Here is a 17,049-nt window from a genome sequence, read left to right on the forward strand (position 1 = left end):
ATGGAAAAGTTTACAATTGCAGGGCTTGAGATAAATAAAGCCTCTTTTAAAGATATGTTTTTAAATAAAATAATGCTTTTATCATATGTATTAATAGCCTTTGCTATATATGGAATATATGAGATTTATGAATTAAGATATTTTACAAAAGTTGCATCTACTCACTCAATGAGTTTAGACCCTTTTAATCCAGAATTAAAAGAAGCTTTAAAAAGTGCAATATTTGGAAATGTAGGTGAAGTAAGTAGAGAAGTTCCTTGGACACTATTTATCTCAAACTATATGTATATGATTTATACAGGAAGTGGAATTATATTTTTAGTTGCATTAGCAGAATTATTAAACTTTAAAATTGTAGAAAAATTAGCTGCTTCATTTATGGTAGCAGGTCTTGCTATGGTTTTTGCAGGATTGTTTACAATTGCAACTGATTTAAATATGTTAAATATGAAATGGATGTTTTTAGATCCAAATACAAATGCAGGTATGTGGTTGATGTTACCACTTTATCTTACATATATTCCATTTGTATTATTTGAAATATATTTAATACTTACAAATAAAAGAGAATTAGCAAGAAAACTTGCTTTTCCTATTTTAATTTTAAGTATTGGTGTAGACTTAGTGGAGTATTACATTCAAGCAAAGCTATTTTCTATGAATACAGCAAGACATTTATGGACAGAATTCCCTGGGTTAATGTGGTACTTTATAATATCAGCATTTGTATCATCTTTAGGTGTAATGGGAATATTGTCATATTTAGTACATAGAAATAAAAAAGGTTATAAAGAGTTAATGTCTTTAATAAGAAAAAGTATGCTTTTTTTCTTATATTTATTAGCTATTTATGAAGTAGTAGGTTACTTAGTAATTGATAAAGATTGGGCATTTATAATACTATTTGGAGAGTTTAGAGTGTTATTCTTTGGAGGATATATTCTTTTTGCCCTTGTTTTACCTTTTTTACTTTTAGTAAAACCAGATAGATCATACATAATACCAGCTTCAATCTCAGTAATTATAGGAGGATATATCGGAAGATACTTATTTGTTTATGGAGGGAATGCAAATCCTTTAACAAATAGATTTGGTGTAGGATATGAAAAGTATGACTTTTATAGTTTGACAACAAATTTCAATTATGTTAGCCCGCATTTGGGTGAGATATTTATTGTTGTAGGTTCTGTTGGAGTTGCTATATTTATATTTAAATTAGTTGATACTCTATTTTCAATTACTAAGCAAAGAGATGTTCATTAATAACACAATTTAAGGAGAAGTTATGAAAGTTACAAAGTTTTTAGTAGCAGTTGCTTTAACTGCTAGTTTATCTGTTTCAGGTGCATTAGCTGCACAAGGACAATCACTTGAAAATGCAAGTGCAAAAGTTCAAAATCTAATTAAGAAAAATGATTTAAAAGTAGTAGATTTTGAATATACAAAAAAAGCAGTAAAAGGTGGAACAAAAACTACTGCAACATCTATTTTAGTTGATGCAAGACCAGAAGCACAATACAAAAAAAGTACAATTCCATCAAGTATTAATATACCTGATACAAAATTTAAAGAGTTTGTTGTTCAATTAAAAGATACTGCAAAAGATAAAGAGCTTATTGTATTTTGTGGTGGATGGAAATGTGGCAAAAGTCCAAAAGTTGCAGTAATGCTTAAAAAAGAGGGTTTTAAAAATGTTGTACTTTACCAAGCAGGTGAACCTGAATGGGCAAAGAAATCGTATACGGAAGTATCTATAGCAGTTGCAAAAAGTGTACAAGCTAAAAACTCAGGATTACTTGTAGATGCAAGACCTTATAAAAAAATATTACAAGAAACAATTCCAGGAGCCATTGCAATTCCTGATACAAAAATAGATTCTTTAATTGGAAGATTTCCTTCTAACAAAGATGAAAAAATTCTTGTATTTTGTGGTGGATATAGTTGTACAAAGTCACATAAAATTGCAAATAAATTAATTGAAACTGGATATACAAATGTTTCTGTTTATGCAGGAGGTTTACCAGAATGGAAAAAAGCTGGACTTGCAACAACAGCATCAGGAGCATCAAAAATTACAACTGACTCATCTGATACAAAACCAAAGTTTAGTAAAAATGGTGTTATGTTAGGTTTAGATGAGGGTACTGTTGATGGTGAGTGGATAAAAAAACTTATTTTAGAAAACAAAGTACCAGCAAATATTCAAATTGTTGATGTTACATCAAAAGAAGAGTTTAAGTCAGGACATTTAGTTGGTTCAATTAATATAACAGCAGGTGATTTAACTGCAAAAGAGTTATATGAAAAATTACCAAAAGGTAAAAGCATTATCTTTAATTGTACAGCAGGTGGAAGATCTTTAGAAGCTTGGACAAAACTTCAAGAGGCTGAGTATGATCTATCTGAAGTATTCTATTTTGATGCAAATATAGATTGCAAAGGTAATGATTGTAAAATTGAAGTTAATGAGCCATTAGGTTAAAAAAAAGAACAAAAATTAAATTAAAAAAAAGGATATAAAATGTTAAGAAAATTATTAAAAGCAGCAGCAGTTTGTCTTATTGCAAGTTCAATGTTTACTATATCTGCACAAGCAGATGCATTAAAAGGACAAAAAATTATCATTAAGAAGTTAAAAAAGGATTGTGGATTTACAGGAGCTGTATTGGCAAAAAAACATACTCAAGATGAGTGGAAAGCTAAGTTTGAATCTAAAACTTTAAATGATGAAATATTGAAAATTTGTCCTAAGGCAAAGCCACTTAAAAATAGTTATTTACCACATGTATATGACTTCTTATATAATTATGCAAGTGATTCAGGAAATGTTCCTTCTTGTTAATAAGAAATAAAAAAAGGAAGATGAATAATTCATCTTCCTTTTAAATATCTTGCAAATTTAATTATGCTGCTAATGCATCTTTTGCTTTAGCTACTAATGATGCGAAAGCTTCTGCATCATTCATTGCCATATCAGCTAAGATTTTTCTATCTAATTCAATATTAGCTAATCTTAATCCATTCATGAATCTTGAATAATTAATATCATTTAGTCTACAAGCAGCATTGATTCTTATAATCCAAAGCTTTTTGAAATCTCTTTTCTTTTGTCTTCTATCTCTGTAAGCATATACTAATGAATGCTCAATTTGCTCTTTGGCTTTTCTAAAGTGTTTTCTTCTACCACTAAAAAAACCTTTGGCTTGTTTTAATATTTTTTTATGTCTTTTTCTTCTAACTACACCAGTTTTAACTCTAGGCATATCTTTCCTTTCTTTACCATTATTTATAGGTGTCGATTATTTAATCGAACTTATCCACAATTGTGGAGGGACTAAGTAATTTTTTTATTACGCTTTGTTTAACATTTTTTTAACTCTTGCTTTATCAACAGATGCAACAGTTTGTTCACTTCTAAGATTTCTTTTTGTCTTAGGGCTTTTTTTAGTTAAAATATGGCTTCTAAAAGCTGAACCTCTTTTAATAGAACCATTTTTTTTCACTTTAAATCTCTTTAAAGCTCCACTATTAGATTTCATCTTTGGCATTGTGGAATCCTTTCTTTAAATTTGCATTTTCATTATTATTGAAAAAGTTTGTGATTTTACTTAAAATTAGCTTAAAATAAGTTTAAATATATGTAGTTTAGAAGAGAAAAACTCTCTTCTAAAATTAAGAATTGCTTTTATCTTCTTTTTTAGGAAGAACCATCATATTAACAAATCTTCCTTCTTGTTTAGGTTTTGCATCTCTTACCCCATAATCTTCAAGCATAGGCCAAATTCTTTCAAGAACTTCAGCACCAGCTTCTGGGTGAGCCATCTCTCTACCTTTTAAGAAAACTCTACATTTAACATGGAAACCTTTTTCAAGAAATTCAATAGCATGTTTAACTTTATAGTTAATGTCATTATCTGCAATTTTAACAGAAAATTTTACTTCTTTAACAACAATAACTTTTTGTTTTTTCTTTGCTTCTTTTTTCTTTTTCTCTTGTTGGTATTTAAACTTACCATAATCCATGATCTTTGCAACAGGTGGTTTAGCAGTAGCTGCAATTAAAACCAAGTCTAGCCCTAGTTCTTCAGCAGTTGCAAGCGCATCTCTTGTTGGAATAATACCATAATTAGTTCCATCATCAGATGTACATCTTACTTCTTTTGCTGTAATGTTTTCGTTCATTAACACTTCGTCTTTTTTATTGTTTCGACTCAAACTTCACATCCTTTTTTAATTTTTTCTAACATTGAAATAAACTCCTCTTTAGACATATTAGATTGCTCTCTCTTTCGTCTGTCTCTTAACGCAATAGAGTTGTTTGCCACTTCTTCATCTCCAATAACAACAATCATTGGTACTCTTTGTTTTTCTGCCATTCTAATTCTTTTATTTAAACTTTCGTTCATATCAAAAATCTTAGAATCAATATCATTATAAATAAGCTCTTTTTGCAAAGATTTTGCATATTCTACATGAGTATCTGCAATTGGTACAAAGATTACTTCTGTTGGAGCAATAACAAATGGAAACTCTCCTGCACAATGTTCTGTAAGAATACCAATAAATCTTTCAAAAGAACCTAAAATTGCTCTATGAATCATCACAGGTTGCTCTTTTTCACCTTTATCGTTTATATATTCTACATTAAATCTACTTGGTAAGTTCATATCAACTTGAACTGTACCACATTGCCATTTTCTACCAATAGCATCTAGAATTTTAATATCGATTTTTGGACCATAAAATGCTCCTCCACCTTCATCAATTCCATATGGTAGTTTGTTCTCATCTAAGGCATCCATTATACCTTTTGTTGTTTTTTCCCAAAACTCATCATCACCTATTGCTTTTTTAGGTTTTGTTGATACTTCCATTTCATATTTAAAATCAAATAAAGTTAATAGTTTATCAACAAATTCTAAAACTTCAATAATAACATCTTTTACTTGTGCTTGAGTACAGAAAATATGTGCATCATCTTGTGTAAATTCTCTTACTCTAAAAAGCCCATGCATTGCTCCACTCATTTCATGTCTATGAACAACACCATATTCAAAAAGTTTTTTAGGTAAATCTTTGTATGAAACTAAATCATTTTTGAAAATTTGAATATGACCTACACAGTTCATAGGCTTAATACCATATTCTTGTCCATCAATTTGTGTTAAATACATATTCTCTTTATAGTTTTCATAGTGACCAGATGTTACCCATTGTTGAGCTTTTAAAATCTCCGGACCTCTTACAGGTTCATAACCTCTTACTCTATGCGCTTTATAAAGAATTTTTTCTAATTTGCTTCTAAGTCTTGCTCCATTTGGTAACCACATAGGAAGACCAGCTCCAACTTCATCATTAAATGTAAATAGTTCAAGCTCAGTTCCAAGTTTTCTATGATCTCTTTTTTTTGCTTCTTCAAGCATTCTTACATGATCATTTAACTCTTTTTTATCAAAAAATGCGATTCCATAAATTCTAGTGATCATTTCGTTTTCTTCATCACCTCCAAGATAAGCACCTGCTACTCTTGTTAGTTTAAAACTTCTAATCATTCTAGTATTAGGAACATGAGGACCTCTACATAAGTCTTCAAAATCACCTTGTTTATATACTGTTAAGGTATCATCAGTAATATTTTTTAATACTGCTTGTTTAAGTTCATCGTTTGCAAACTTTTTTAGAATTTCATCTTTGGTTGTTTCATATCTTTGAATTGGTAGCTTTGCATTTGCAAGCTCTTTCATTTTCTTTTCGATTTTTGGTAGATCTTCGTCCGTTATTTTAGCATCTACTTTAAAATCATAATAAAATCCCTCTTTTACAACAGGACCAACAAAGAATTTAGCTTCTGGATATAACTCTTTAATCGCTTGTGCCATAAGGTGTGCACAAGAGTGTCTTAATATTTCTAAAGATTCAACAGAGTTATCATTTCTTATCTCTTCTCCAGTTATATTTAAAGCTTCCGCAGTTTGAAGGTCATAAATTTTACCTTCACTTAATACACCAATTGGTTCCAATAATTTCCTTTTCTTAATAAATTTTGCATTTGCAATTTTATAGAATTTCGTACATTTTAGCGCATTTGCACTTAAATTTAATCTTAATATTAGGTTATTAATAAATTTTAGGTAGAATATGGAATGATTTTAAACTTATCAAAGATAAAAACAGAAGCCTTATTATTGTTTTGCAAAGATTTAATAACTACATATAAAGATAGTAGTGAAAAAATTTTTGATATAGATGAAAAAGTTGATAAATATATAAATTCTATAAGCGAAGATATTCTAAAACAGATTAATAATGTAACTTTTGATAGTGAACATTATCTTAAAAATAGAAATCATTATAGAATAAAAGCAGTTTTAAATGCATATAACTTTATAAATAAAGAGATATCAAAATATCTAAGTAAAAACAGCACTTTCAATCCAGCTATGTTGTATTTAGCATTGCTTGCTGTATGGTTTAAAGAATTAGATAAAGAAAGAGATTCAAAAGAGTTTATTTATTTTACAATTTTCCCTTATGCAAATATGTATGATAAACTTTTATTGGAAGTAAAAGATGAAGAGTTTAGAAAAGTAAATATTGCTATGATGAATATTGCAGAAACTACAATTATAAATTTAGATAGAGTCTCTTTAAAATAAGACTCTATCTACAAAACTAGAATCTATATCTAACATTTGCTGTAATATTTTGTGCTTCTTCAACTGAAGTTGGTGATTTATTTATATCAATTGGTGTGCCATAATCTCCAAAGAAACCATTACTTCCTGCATAATCATATTTTATATGAGTATATCTAAGAGAAAAACTTAAAGCATCAGTTAATTTTTGGTTTCTATAAACTTCCCATGCAGTACCACGCGCTGCTATTTTACTTCCCGCCATAGTATCTTCACCATAAGTCATAGATCTCCAGTATTTACTACCTTTATTCCACTCAATTCCTACTCTTGCACTATCAGTTATTGGACAAGGCATATTTGCTCCAATCCAAAATGAGTGACCAGTTTCAGAATCTGTAGAACCAAGCATAGCTTTTCCTCCATCAGGACTTGTTTTACTCATGGCATATGAAGCAAAAATAGTTGTATCATCTAAAAAGTCTGAAATCCCATTTCCAATACCCCACGCTTTAAACATAACAGTAGCTAATTGAATATCTCCAAAGTTATGAAATTTACCTTGACTTGATGTGCCATAATCACTATATTTATTACCTATTAAATTCCAAGCTTTTGCATAATTCATGTGAATAGAGTATTGCCCATCATCATAAGGAACAAAAATAACTCCAGCCATATCAACATTTTCTGATGTATCATTATCTTTCATATAATCTAAACCATCAGCAGAGAATCTAAGTTTTGCATTTGTAAGACCTCTTCCTGCACAAAACTTAAGCCACATACCACTAACACCTGTGATTTTATCAAGGTTAAATCTCGCACTAGCTCCATCAAACTCAACATTTACAGTGTGTGAAAGTGCTGATTTTCTACTTTGATCAGCTCTAAAGTTTATTCCTAAGCCATCAGTTGAAGGTCTTCTTCCAACACTTGCAGTCCAAGAAATATCACTATTTCCTAAAAATGACTCATTTTTATATAACCAATAAGCCTCTTTTACTTTTAGACTATTATCATTTGTAGCAGCTTCATTTGTAACCCAATCAAAGTTAGCATTATTTGGAGTCCCTCCATCAGACATAATATCTGCTCTGTTATCTCCAAAAAGTTTGTTATATGATAGTGTTCCATAAAAAATCGAGTTATCATCAGCTTGGAATTTCATTCCTAACCAAAGTCTATTTGAAAAAATCGCTTCATTTGAAACTTTTTTACCATTTCCTAATTTATACTGAACATTGTCATATTGAGTTCTAAAATCAATATCCCACTTAATATTATCACCAGCATCATGTGCTTTAACATCTTGTATTTTTCTTGAATTTCTATCAACATTTTTTTCAAGTTTTGTAAATCTTTTATCTGTAAAGCTTTTTTCTAGATTAGATACTTTAGTTTCGTTTGAATTTAGTTTTGTTTCAAGCATTTGTATTTGTTTTTTTAATAGTTGTATTTGTTTAAGCATTTCATTATTTGATGTATCAGAAGCAAATAAAGAACTACTTAATGCTACAGCGGTAGAAAGCCCTATTATAGTCTTTTTCATTCATTGTTCCCTTTGTGTCTTTATAGTATAATAATTAAAACTTATAATATAAAGTTTTAATTATCTTATGATTATTATATAACTATAGCTTTTAATAGGCGCTTAATAGAGTATTAGTTTATCTTATAATAAATATAAAAAAAGGGAAGTGGCATAAGCTACTTCCCTTAAAAATATTTTATAAAATTAGCAAGAAGGAACATTTCCTGAATCATTTGCATAATCATATGCAAAATCAAAAAGATGATCTTGCCAACTTTGTTTAATAGAACCTTTTTTTACTTTTGGACATATTTTAATTATTTCATTCTCGAAATTTCCAGAGTCTTTAATCTTCTTCCATTCATCTTGTGAATGTTTTGCAGCGAATTTATCTCCATTCATTCCACAAGGAGATTTTAATTTTTTAATAAAAATCTTTTGTCCTTTTCTTGAATCAGCAGATGCTGTTGATGCAGCTACTCCTAGTACTAATGCAGCAGCAAGAGCAATTTTTGCGAATTTTGTCATTGTAATTTCTCCTAATTTAAATTTGGGTACAATTATATTTTATTAATATAAAAAACCAAGACAAAAATATTATAACATAAAGTGAATTAATTGTGAAGTACTTTTTATTAAAACAAGTAGTAGAATATTTGAAAGAAAATGCCCATATTGTAAAGCTTATAAAGCGAATCGATAATAATATAATTATAATTGAATTTAATAATAATAACACATTATATTTTGATATGACAAAAGGCCAAAGTCTAATTTATAAGAAAAAAGATAGAGCAAATACTAAAAAAGATTATAATGCACCTTTTGATGTATTGCTTCAAAAAAGGTTTACAAATTCAAAAATTGAGTATGTAAGTATATACAATGAAGATAAAGTAATAAATATTAAAGTAAAATCATCCTCATCTTACAAGAAGCTAACAACAATTTTACAGCTAGAATTTACGGGAAAACATACAAATATTATTATTTTAGATGAAGATAGAGTAGTTTTAGAAGCATTAAGACATGTTGATGAGTTCTCTTCAAGTAGAATTGTAAAAACAGGACATAAACTAGATGAGATACCAAGGCAAAAGTTTCAGTTTGTACAAGGACATGAAGAGAATATTGAAGAGTATTTATATAAAGTTTATGAAACAAAAGAACAAAACTTTTTAGATAATTTAAAAAAACAAAAAATAGTAGGAATACAAAAGAAATTAAAAAAACTTAAAAATTTAATTGATTCACTTCCTCAAAAAGAAAAACTAGAAGAAGAATCAAACATATTATACAAAAATGCAAGTATAATTTTAAGTAATTTACACAATATTCAACCTTACCAAAAAGAGCTAGAAACAATCGATTATGAAGGAAATGAAGTAAAAATTGAGTTACAGTCTAGCATGAGTGCCTCAACACATTCAAATGAATTATTTAAAAAAGCAAAAAGATTAAAACAAAAAGCACTTAATATCTCAATAGAAAAAAGTAGCTTAATGCAAAAATATGAATTTTTGTTAAAAATGAAATCAAATGTACAAAAATGTACAAATATTGATGAATTAGAGTTTTTATTACCTAAAAAACAAAAGAATCAAACAAAAACAGTAAAACAACAAAATTATGAAAATTTCTTTTTCAATGGCTATAAAATAATGCTAGGTAGAAATGAACGAGAGAATATTTATTTATTAAAAAACTCAAAAGCAAGTGATTTTTGGTTTCATTTAAAAGATAGAACATCTTGCCATGTAATAGTTCAAAATAGTAAAAAAACAATTCCAGATGAGGTAATAGTAAAAGCAGCCCAATTATGTGCAAAGTTTTCAGTAGAGTTCTCAGGAAACTATTTAGTTGATTATACGCAAAGAAGAAATGTAAAAATTCAAAGTGGCTCAAATGTTTTATATAATCCTTATACGACAATTGAAGTTGATATATAATCATTTATTTCAAAATATAATTTTTTTATGAGAAAATAAAAAAATAATGAATTTTTACTTAAATATATCTTTATTTTTTAGAATATTTTATGACTTTTTTGATAATATTTCATGACCAATATCAAGGAGGAAATATTGAAAAGTTATGTTAAAATTGGATTACTTACTTTAAGTTCAATTTTTATTATCTCGTTATTTACAGGTTGTGGAGCTTTACATACGGCAATTAAGAAAAGAAACTTAGATGTTCAAACAAAAATGAGTGACTCAATTTTCTTAGAGCCAGTTGCTCCAGAAAAGCAAATCGTTTATGTAAGAGTTAGAAATACTACTGATAAAGCTATCGATGTAGAAAGTGAAGTTAAAACTGCTTTTGAAAAAAGAGGATTTAAAATTACTAGAAATCCAAAAGAAGCACAATTTATGGTTCAAGCTAACTTACTTCAAGTTGGTAAAAGTGATGCAAGAACAGCAAGAAGTGCACTAGAGTCTGGATTTGGTGGAGTTGTTCTAGGAGCAGGAATCGCAGCTGCAAGTGGAGCAAATAGTGCTAAATCATATGCAGCTGGTGGACTTATTGGTGGTTTAGTTGCTTCTGTTGCAGATGCAATGGTTGATGACACTTATTATACAATGATAACTGATGTAGAGATTAGACAAAGACCCTTAGAAGGTGAAACAATTATTCAAAATGCAAATGCCAATTCAAAACAAGGTATGTCTGCAAATGTTAATCAAAAAATCAATACTAAAAATGCAAGATGGAAAATCTTTAGAACAAGAGTAGTTAGTACAGCAAATAAAGTAAATTTAGAATTTACAGAAGCAAAACCTAAACTTGTTGAGGGATTAACTAGATCTCTTTCTGGTATTTTATAATATAAGAAACCTAATTTTAGGTTTCTTATTATTACAACTAAATTTCTACTTAAATTACTTAAACTTATTTTTCACCAAATCAAAAGTGATAACATGCTAAACTTTTAACTATTTTACTTTTAGGGAAATTAATGTCAAATTTAATAAAAGATAGTTCAACGAGGATAAAAACAGCACTTGTTTTATTTTTAGTATTTATGCTAGTAAGTTACTTAGATATATTTTTTATCACATGGTTATTTTTAGGAATTTTTATGATAGTTGGAGTAAGTGAAGCAATGAAACTATTTCAAGTAAAAAGCTATATTGTTTATCAAATAGCTTTAATTTCATGGCTTATAGCTTATTTTTATAAAGATTCTGAAAATTTGATTTTTTTAGCTTTAGTAATTATTGCTTCTGTTTTAGCATATACAAAAGATATTGATAAAAAAACTTTTTTACCATTACTTTATCCTTTGGCTTCATTTTTAATTTTATTATCTTTATATAATGAATTTGGGATACAAATTCTGTGGTGGATTTTATTTATAGTTGCAACTACAGATACAGGTGCATATTTTATTGGAAAAAGTATTGGAAAAACAAAGTTTTGTCAAACAAGTCCAAATAAAACACTTGAGGGAGTAATTGGTGGAGTAATATTTGGTTCTTTAATTGGAGCACTTTTTGCAATTTCAACTATCTCATATTTTCAAGCTTTTTTAATTTCATTTATAGTAGCAATTGCTTCTATTTTTGGGGACTTATTTGAAAGTTATTTAAAAAGAGAGGCTAAGGTTAAAGATAGTGGAGATATTTTGCCAGGACATGGTGGAGTATTAGATAGAACAGATGGATATTTATTTGCCTCAGTTGTAATGTTAGTTGTATTAAGAGCAGCAGTTTGATAGTATTAGGAAGTACAGGCTCAATTGGGGTAAATACTCTAAATGTTGCAAGAAAGTTTAATTTAGATGTTGAGGTTTTAGTTGCAGGTACTAATATTAAGCTTTTAAATGAACAAATAAAAGAGTTTAATCCCAAAAAAGTAGTAATTGCAAAAAAAGAGCATATAAAAGATGTAAATCATCAAAATGTTTTTTTTGGAGAAAGTGCAATTTTAGATGCTATTGAAAATAGTAATTCTAAAACAGTAGTAAATGCATTAGTTGGTTTTTTAGGATTAAAACCAACATTAAAAGCGATAAAATGTGGTAAAAAATTAGCTTTAGCAAATAAAGAGTCTTTAGTTGTAGCAGGAAAATTTATAGATCAAACAAATTTAAGTGCAATTGATAGTGAACACTTTGGTTTATGGTATTTATTACAAGATAAAAAAGTTGACTCTATGCTAATTACTGCAAGTGGAGGCTCTTTTAGAAATTATGATTTAAATGATTTAAAGAATGTATCTATTAAAGAAGCACTAAAGCATCCAAATTGGTCAATGGGAAATAAAATTACTATTGATAGTGCTACAATGACAAATAAAATGTTTGAATTACTTGAAGCAAAGTGGTTGTTTAATACAAGAAAATTAGATGCGATAATTGAAACAAAATCACTTATTCATGCACTAATAAATTTTACTGATGGAAGTACAACAGCACATATTGCAAATGCATCAATGCAGCTTCCAATTGCATATGCAATTTTAGGAAAAGTTGAAGAGCCAATTTTAAAGCCAGTTGATTTACTTGATGTTGCTTCTTTTGAGTTTAAAAAAATAGAAGAAAATAGATATCCAATTTGGCAAATAAAAGATGAAGTTTTAGGCAATCCTGATTTAGGAGTTATTTTAAATGCTGCAAATGAAGTTGCTGTTTCAAAGTTTTTAAATAACCAAATAGGCTTTTTAGATGTATCAAAAATTACACTTGATGCAATAAATAAATTTAATAAACCAATTATAAATAGTATAGATGATATTTATGAAATAGATAAAGAAGTGAGAAACTATTGTGAGTCTTGATTTACTTATACCTTTTCTTATTTTAATAATTTTGGTAATATACTTCATATATACAAGAAGTAAATTTGAAAAAGAGATTTTAAACTCTTATGAACATAAATTTGAACAATGGAAAAAACATAATAGTTCAAATGAAGAAAAAACAGAGCATAAAGAGCTTGTAGGACTTATTTTTAAAACAGGATATAAAGTAGAGATTGAGCTTTTTGAAAAAAGTGTAACAAGACAGTTAGAAAAGGGTAAATTTAGTATAAAGGCTAAATAGTGAAACTGATATTTTTCTTATTAATTGTTGGTTCTTTGTATGCAAATAATTTTCAAAGAAGCCACAGTTTAAAAGTAGTAATTGACAAAAAAAACAATTTGATGTGGCAAGATGATATTAGTGTTATAAAAATTAAAAAAAACCATGAACAAGCACCAATATATTGCCAAAACTTAAAACATGCAGGTTTTTTTAATTGGAGAGTTCCTGATATTGAAGAGTTTAAATTAATAGTTGATAAGAAAAATCAGATAAATTATATTAATAGAGCTTTTAGATATAACGTTCCTGATGGATATTGGGCAAATAAAGCCCATTGGAGAACACTATGGTACTATGCTGATTATATGCATTTTATAAGTGGAACTGCATATTTTGATAGTAGACATAAGAAAAAATTTATAAGATGTGTAAGAGATATTAAATAAGGAAGGGTTTTGAGTAAGAAAGTATTGATATTACATGGATTAAATGGAAGTGATTATCCACATTGGCAAGCACATTTAGCTGCTGATTTAATAAAAGAGAACTATATTGTCTCTTTTCCCTCTTTCCCAAATAGAAATAATCCAAGCTTTAGTCAATGGAAAGAGAGTTTAAAAAAAGAGATTGAGCATTTTAATCCTCAAATTGTTATTTGTCATTCATTGGCAAATATCTTATGGTTTCATGTTTGTGATGAACTTGATATAAAACTTGATAAATTAATGTTAGTTGCTCCTGTTAGAAAAACTTGTGATGTAGAAGAGATAAAAGAGTTTTTTCCTTATAGTGCACCAAAAGATTTAAAAGCTAAAGAAGTTATTATGGCTGCATCTACTAATGATCCTTATATGAGTTTAGATGAGGCTGTGCAATTACAACAAGAGTTAAATATTGGTATGAAGATAATGGAAAATGCAGGACATATAAATGCCCAATCAGGATTTGGAAAACTTGATTGTGCTTTAGATTGGATAAAAAGAGAAGAAGAGTGTGAAGAGTCTAAAAACTCTTAAGTTTTATAAAAAGGATAAATTAATTGATTTTAAGTATTGAATCATCATGTGATGATAGCTCAATAGCTATTACAGATATAAAAACAAAAAAATTAATATTTCATAAAAAAATATCTCAAGAGTTACAACATAGTGTTTATGGTGGAGTTGTTCCTGAGTTAGCAGCAAGACTTCATATAGAAGCTTTACCAAAAATACTAGAAGAGACAAAAGAGTATTTTAAAGAGTTAAAAGCTATTGCAGTTACAAACTCGCCTGGCTTATCTGTAACATTAATGGAAGGTGTTACTATGGCTAAAGCATTAGCAATATCATTAGATATTCCATTAATTGCAGTAAATCATCTAAAAGGACATATTTATTCATTGTTTATTGAAAAAGATGAAATACTTCCTTGTACAATACTTTTAGTTTCAGGTGGACATACACAAATAATTGAAGCTAACTCTTATGAAGATATGAAAATTATTGCAAGTACAATGGATGATAGTTTTGGAGAGAGTTTTGATAAAGTTGCAAAAATGATGAACTTAGGCTATCCTGGAGGACCTATAGTTCAAGAGCTTTCTCAAAAAGGAGATAAAAATAGATTTAATCTTCCTATTCCTTTAAGACAAAGTCCTAAAATTGAGTTTAGTTATTCTGGACTTAAAAATGCAGTAAGATTAGAAATAGAAAAAATAGAGGAACTATCATCTCAAGATAAAGCAGATATTTGTGCTTCATTTCAAAAAACAGCAGTTGCACATATAATGCAAAAAATCAAAAAATATTTCAAAACAACAATTCCAAAAAACTTTGCAATAGTTGGTGGAGCAAGTGCAAATATATATCTAAGAACTCAACTAGAAGATCTTTGTAATGAGCATAATACAAAACTGCATTTAAGTCAGTTAAAGTATTGTTCTGATAATGCTGCAATGATTGGACGAGTAGCAATTGAGCAATTTGAAAGAAAAGAGTTTGTTTCAATTGATGAAATAGATGTTCAAACTAGAATTAAAAATATGTAAACACTTTAAACTTATTAAAGTAAAGGATTAATTAATGATATTTGAAATGGGTGCAAAATTAGAAGGTGATAATTTTGATACAAAAAAAGAAGATAAGAAAAAAAACTCTAAGCAGACAATTGAATCAAAAAATAAGCATCAGTTAGTTTTTACTTTTGAAAAAAGAAAAGGTAAGCCAGTAACATTAGTAGGAAGGTTTTATTTAATAGATAAAGATAAAAAAGAGATACTAAAACTCTTAAAGAAAAAGCTTGCGTGTGGTGGAAGTATCAAAGAAGAGTGGATAGAGTTACAAGGTGATGTAAAAATTAAAGTTAAAGAGATTCTACAAAAAGAGGGTTGGAAGTTTAAATAATAAGAGGTTTTGCCTCTTATTATCTATTTTACCCAAATAGTTGTATCAATTTTATCTTTTAGTTCAGGATAATATTTAGCTTCAAAAGTAGGCTCTTTACCTTGCTCTCTTTGTTCTAAATAATCTTTTGTTAATTTAACAACAGTTCCTGAAAGTAAAACAATAGCAATTAAGTTAATAGTTGCCATAAGTCCCATTGATGCATCAGCTGCATTAAATACAGTTTGTACTTTTTCATAAGATCCCCAAATTACCATAGCAATTGTTGCAAATCTTAAAATAGTAACTCCAAGTTTATTACCAATTCCTAAATAAGTTAAAGCATTTTCAGCATAAGAGTAGTTTCCTACAATAGAAGTAAATGCAAAAAATAAAATTGCAATAGCAATAAAATAAACACCTGCATCACCAATATGAGTTGAAAGTGCTAATTGAGTTAATTCAATACCTTTTACTCCTGATTCTGGGTCTAATACACCTGCAAGCAAAATCATAACAGCAGTTGCAGTACATATTAATAGTGTATCAATAAATACACCTAATGCTTGTACAAAACCTTGAGAAGATGGATGGTGTGGTGCTGGTGTAGCTACTGCTGCAATATTTGGTGCAGACCCCATACCAGCTTCATTTGAAAATAGTCCTCTTTTTACACCATTTAAAAGTGCAGCTAAAACACCACCTGCTACTCCACCAGCTGCTTCTTCCAATCCAAATGCACTTTTTACAATTAATGCAAGAATTCCTGGAACAGCTTCATAATTTATAATCATAGTGAAAATAGCAAGAAGTAAATAAATAATTGCCATAAAAGGAACAACAATTTCAGCAACTTTAGCAATACCTTTAATACCACCAAAAATCACAAGTGCAGTAACTGCTGCAACTGTAAAACCAACATATAATTTTTCAACTCCAAAAGCAGCACTTACAGCACCTGCAATTGAGTTTGCTTGAACTGCATTAAATACTAAACCAAATGCTAAAATTAAACTAATTGAAAAAATTCCTGCAAGTATTGGTGATTTTAAACCTTTTGCAATATAAAATGCAGGTCCACCTCTATATTGGTCATTTTTATCTTTGATTTTATAAAGTTGGGCTAAAGTACTTTCTGCATAAGCAGTTGCCATACCAACTAATGCAACAATCCACATCCAAAAAATTGCTCCAGCTCCACCTAAATAAAGTGCAACTGCAACACCTGCAAGATTACCTGTACCAACCCTTGAAGCTAGTGAAATAGTTAAAGCTTGAAATGGAGAAATTCCTGATTCATCAGTTTCATCTTTATCAAATACTGATTTGAACATCTCTTTAAAGTGCACAAATTGAATAAACTTAAGTTTAATAGTAAAAAATACACCAACGGCTAATAATCCGTAAAGTAAAATGTATCCCCAAAATATGTTATTTAAAAAGTCTATTATCATATTCATATGTTTTCCTTTTTCTTTTGTATCTATA

General features: G+C 28.6%; 20 protein-coding genes. 13 read left to right on the forward strand and 7 right to left on the reverse strand.

Annotated elements, in window-relative coordinates:
• The 3 genes from ACAN_RS01260 to ACAN_RS01270 are packed head-to-tail and all read left to right on the forward strand — an operon-like array spanning window position 1 to window position 2,842.
• Window positions 1-1,263 carry a polysulfide reductase NrfD family protein gene (locus ACAN_RS01260; protein WP_079578811.1) on the forward strand — a complete coding sequence of 421 codons (1,263 nt, stop codon included), beginning with the start codon at window positions 1-3 and terminating at the stop codon, window positions 1,261-1,263.
• 22 nt (window positions 1,264-1,285) lie between these two features.
• Entirely contained in the window at window positions 1,286-2,482 is a 1,197-nt protein-coding gene (locus ACAN_RS01265; protein ID WP_099335010.1) for a rhodanese-like domain-containing protein, read from the forward strand.
• Window positions 2,483-2,521: 39 nt separating this feature from the next.
• Window positions 2,522-2,842, forward strand: a complete 321-nt coding sequence (locus tag ACAN_RS01270; RefSeq protein WP_099335009.1) for a cytochrome C — start codon at window positions 2,522-2,524, stop codon at window positions 2,840-2,842.
• A 61-nt stretch (window positions 2,843-2,903) separates the two neighbouring features.
• Here the strand turns inward: ACAN_RS01270 and rplT are convergent, their stop codons facing one another.
• The 4 genes from rplT to thrS form a co-directional block, all read right to left on the reverse strand.
• Window positions 2,904-3,263: a 50S ribosomal protein L20 gene (gene rplT / locus ACAN_RS01275; RefSeq protein WP_099335008.1), complete on the reverse strand. Its 360-nt coding sequence runs from the start codon at window positions 3,261-3,263 to the stop codon at window positions 2,904-2,906.
• 87 nt (window positions 3,264-3,350) lie between these two features.
• Window positions 3,351-3,548 carry a 50S ribosomal protein L35 gene (gene rpmI / locus ACAN_RS01280; RefSeq protein WP_099335007.1) on the reverse strand — a complete coding sequence of 66 codons (198 nt, stop codon included), beginning with the start codon at window positions 3,546-3,548 and terminating at the stop codon, window positions 3,351-3,353.
• A 124-nt stretch (window positions 3,549-3,672) separates the two neighbouring features.
• Window positions 3,673-4,215, reverse strand: coding sequence for a translation initiation factor IF-3 (infC, locus tag ACAN_RS01285; protein ID WP_079578821.1), 543 nt, complete (start codon window positions 4,213-4,215; stop codon window positions 3,673-3,675).
• Window positions 4,212-6,020 carry a threonine--tRNA ligase gene (gene thrS, locus ACAN_RS01290; protein WP_099335006.1) on the reverse strand — a complete coding sequence of 603 codons (1,809 nt, stop codon included), beginning with the start codon at window positions 6,018-6,020 and terminating at the stop codon, window positions 4,212-4,214. Before thrS ends, infC begins: the two co-directional genes overlap by 4 nt.
• A gap of 123 nt (window positions 6,021-6,143) precedes the next feature.
• On the opposite strand from thrS, the gene ACAN_RS01295 reads away from it, so the two are divergent.
• On the forward strand, window positions 6,144-6,656 hold the full coding sequence (locus ACAN_RS01295; RefSeq protein ID WP_079578825.1) for a hypothetical protein: 513 nt from the start codon (window positions 6,144-6,146) through the stop codon (window positions 6,654-6,656).
• A gap of 16 nt (window positions 6,657-6,672) precedes the next feature.
• Here ACAN_RS01295 and ACAN_RS01300 read toward each other — a convergent pair whose 3' ends face one another.
• Window positions 6,673-8,187, reverse strand: a complete 1,515-nt coding sequence (locus ACAN_RS01300) for a DUF3373 family protein (protein ID WP_099335005.1) — start codon at window positions 8,185-8,187, stop codon at window positions 6,673-6,675.
• Window positions 8,188-8,373: 186 nt separating this feature from the next.
• Entirely contained in the window at window positions 8,374-8,697 is a 324-nt protein-coding gene (locus ACAN_RS01305; RefSeq protein ID WP_099335004.1) for a cytochrome C, read from the reverse strand.
• 92 nt (window positions 8,698-8,789) lie between these two features.
• Between ACAN_RS01305 and ACAN_RS01310 the strand changes: the two genes are divergently transcribed.
• The 9 genes from ACAN_RS01310 to ACAN_RS01350 all read left to right on the forward strand — a co-directional run bounded on the left by ACAN_RS01310 (window position 8,790) and on the right by ACAN_RS01350 (window position 15,582).
• The gene (locus ACAN_RS01310) at window positions 8,790-10,118 is read left to right on the forward strand and encodes an NFACT RNA binding domain-containing protein (protein WP_099335003.1); all 1,329 of its coding nucleotides are present in this window, start codon (window positions 8,790-8,792) and stop codon (window positions 10,116-10,118) included.
• Between the two features lie 135 nt (window positions 10,119-10,253).
• Window positions 10,254-10,997 carry a complement resistance protein TraT gene (locus ACAN_RS01315; protein ID WP_079578833.1) on the forward strand — a complete coding sequence of 248 codons (744 nt, stop codon included), beginning with the start codon at window positions 10,254-10,256 and terminating at the stop codon, window positions 10,995-10,997.
• Between the two features lie 131 nt (window positions 10,998-11,128).
• Window positions 11,129-11,887: a phosphatidate cytidylyltransferase gene (locus tag ACAN_RS01320; RefSeq protein WP_099335002.1), complete on the forward strand. Its 759-nt coding sequence runs from the start codon at window positions 11,129-11,131 to the stop codon at window positions 11,885-11,887.
• On the forward strand, window positions 11,884-12,951 hold the full coding sequence (gene dxr, locus ACAN_RS01325) for a 1-deoxy-D-xylulose-5-phosphate reductoisomerase (protein WP_099335001.1): 1,068 nt from the start codon (window positions 11,884-11,886) through the stop codon (window positions 12,949-12,951). The genes ACAN_RS01320 and dxr overlap by 4 nt, the downstream gene beginning before the upstream one ends.
• Window positions 12,941-13,216 carry a hypothetical protein gene (locus tag ACAN_RS01330; RefSeq protein ID WP_099335000.1) on the forward strand — a complete coding sequence of 92 codons (276 nt, stop codon included), beginning with the start codon at window positions 12,941-12,943 and terminating at the stop codon, window positions 13,214-13,216. Before dxr ends, ACAN_RS01330 begins: the two co-directional genes overlap by 11 nt.
• Window positions 13,216-13,644 carry an Lcl C-terminal domain-containing protein gene (locus ACAN_RS01335; protein ID WP_170233019.1) on the forward strand — a complete coding sequence of 143 codons (429 nt, stop codon included), beginning with the start codon at window positions 13,216-13,218 and terminating at the stop codon, window positions 13,642-13,644. Before ACAN_RS01330 ends, ACAN_RS01335 begins: the two co-directional genes overlap by 1 nt.
• A gap of 9 nt (window positions 13,645-13,653) precedes the next feature.
• Window positions 13,654-14,214 (forward strand): RBBP9/YdeN family alpha/beta hydrolase, encoded by a 561-nt coding sequence (locus tag ACAN_RS01340; protein WP_099334999.1) that lies wholly within the window; start codon window positions 13,654-13,656, stop codon window positions 14,212-14,214.
• Between the two features lie 23 nt (window positions 14,215-14,237).
• Entirely contained in the window at window positions 14,238-15,227 is a 990-nt protein-coding gene (gene tsaD, locus ACAN_RS01345) for a tRNA (adenosine(37)-N6)-threonylcarbamoyltransferase complex transferase subunit TsaD (protein ID WP_099334998.1), read from the forward strand.
• Window positions 15,228-15,261: 34 nt separating this feature from the next.
• A complete protein-coding gene (locus tag ACAN_RS01350) occupies window positions 15,262-15,582 on the forward strand; it encodes an SUI1 family translation initiation factor (RefSeq protein ID WP_099334997.1) in 321 nt (106 codons plus the stop codon).
• Between the two features lie 23 nt (window positions 15,583-15,605).
• Here ACAN_RS01350 and ACAN_RS01355 read toward each other — a convergent pair whose 3' ends face one another.
• The gene (locus ACAN_RS01355; RefSeq protein WP_099334996.1) at window positions 15,606-17,021 is read right to left on the reverse strand and encodes an alanine/glycine:cation symporter family protein; all 1,416 of its coding nucleotides are present in this window, start codon (window positions 17,019-17,021) and stop codon (window positions 15,606-15,608) included.
• Between the last annotated feature and the right edge of the window lie 28 nt (window positions 17,022-17,049).

Source organism: Malaciobacter canalis (assembly GCF_008000835.1).
Lineage (GTDB): Bacteria > Campylobacterota > Campylobacteria > Campylobacterales > Arcobacteraceae > Malaciobacter > Malaciobacter canalis.

Bases quoted from the DNA above. Each gene is read 5' to 3' on its own strand.
- ACAN_RS01260 (WP_079578811.1), top strand. From the start codon at position 1: ATGGAAAAGTTTACAATTGCAGGGCTTGAGATAAATAAAGCCTCTTTT.
- ACAN_RS01265 (WP_099335010.1), top strand. From the start codon at position 1,286: ATGAAAGTTACAAAGTTTTTAGTAGCAGTTGCTTTAACTGCTAGTTTA.
- ACAN_RS01270 (WP_099335009.1), top strand. From the start codon at position 2,522: ATGTTAAGAAAATTATTAAAAGCAGCAGCAGTTTGTCTTATTGCAAGT.
- rplT (WP_099335008.1), bottom strand. From the start codon at position 3,263: ATGCCTAGAGTTAAAACTGGTGTAGTTAGAAGAAAAAGACATAAAAAA.
- rpmI (WP_099335007.1), bottom strand. From the start codon at position 3,548: ATGCCAAAGATGAAATCTAATAGTGGAGCTTTAAAGAGATTTAAAGTG.
- ACAN_RS01295 (WP_079578825.1), top strand. From the start codon at position 6,144: ATGATTTTAAACTTATCAAAGATAAAAACAGAAGCCTTATTATTGTTT.
- ACAN_RS01300 (WP_099335005.1), bottom strand. From the start codon at position 8,187: ATGAAAAAGACTATAATAGGGCTTTCTACCGCTGTAGCATTAAGTAGT.
- ACAN_RS01305 (WP_099335004.1), bottom strand. From the start codon at position 8,697: ATGACAAAATTCGCAAAAATTGCTCTTGCTGCTGCATTAGTACTAGGA.
- ACAN_RS01320 (WP_099335002.1), top strand. From the start codon at position 11,129: ATGTCAAATTTAATAAAAGATAGTTCAACGAGGATAAAAACAGCACTT.
- ACAN_RS01350 (WP_099334997.1), top strand. From the start codon at position 15,262: ATGATATTTGAAATGGGTGCAAAATTAGAAGGTGATAATTTTGATACA.
- ACAN_RS01355 (WP_099334996.1), bottom strand. From the start codon at position 17,021: ATGAATATGATAATAGACTTTTTAAATAACATATTTTGGGGATACATT.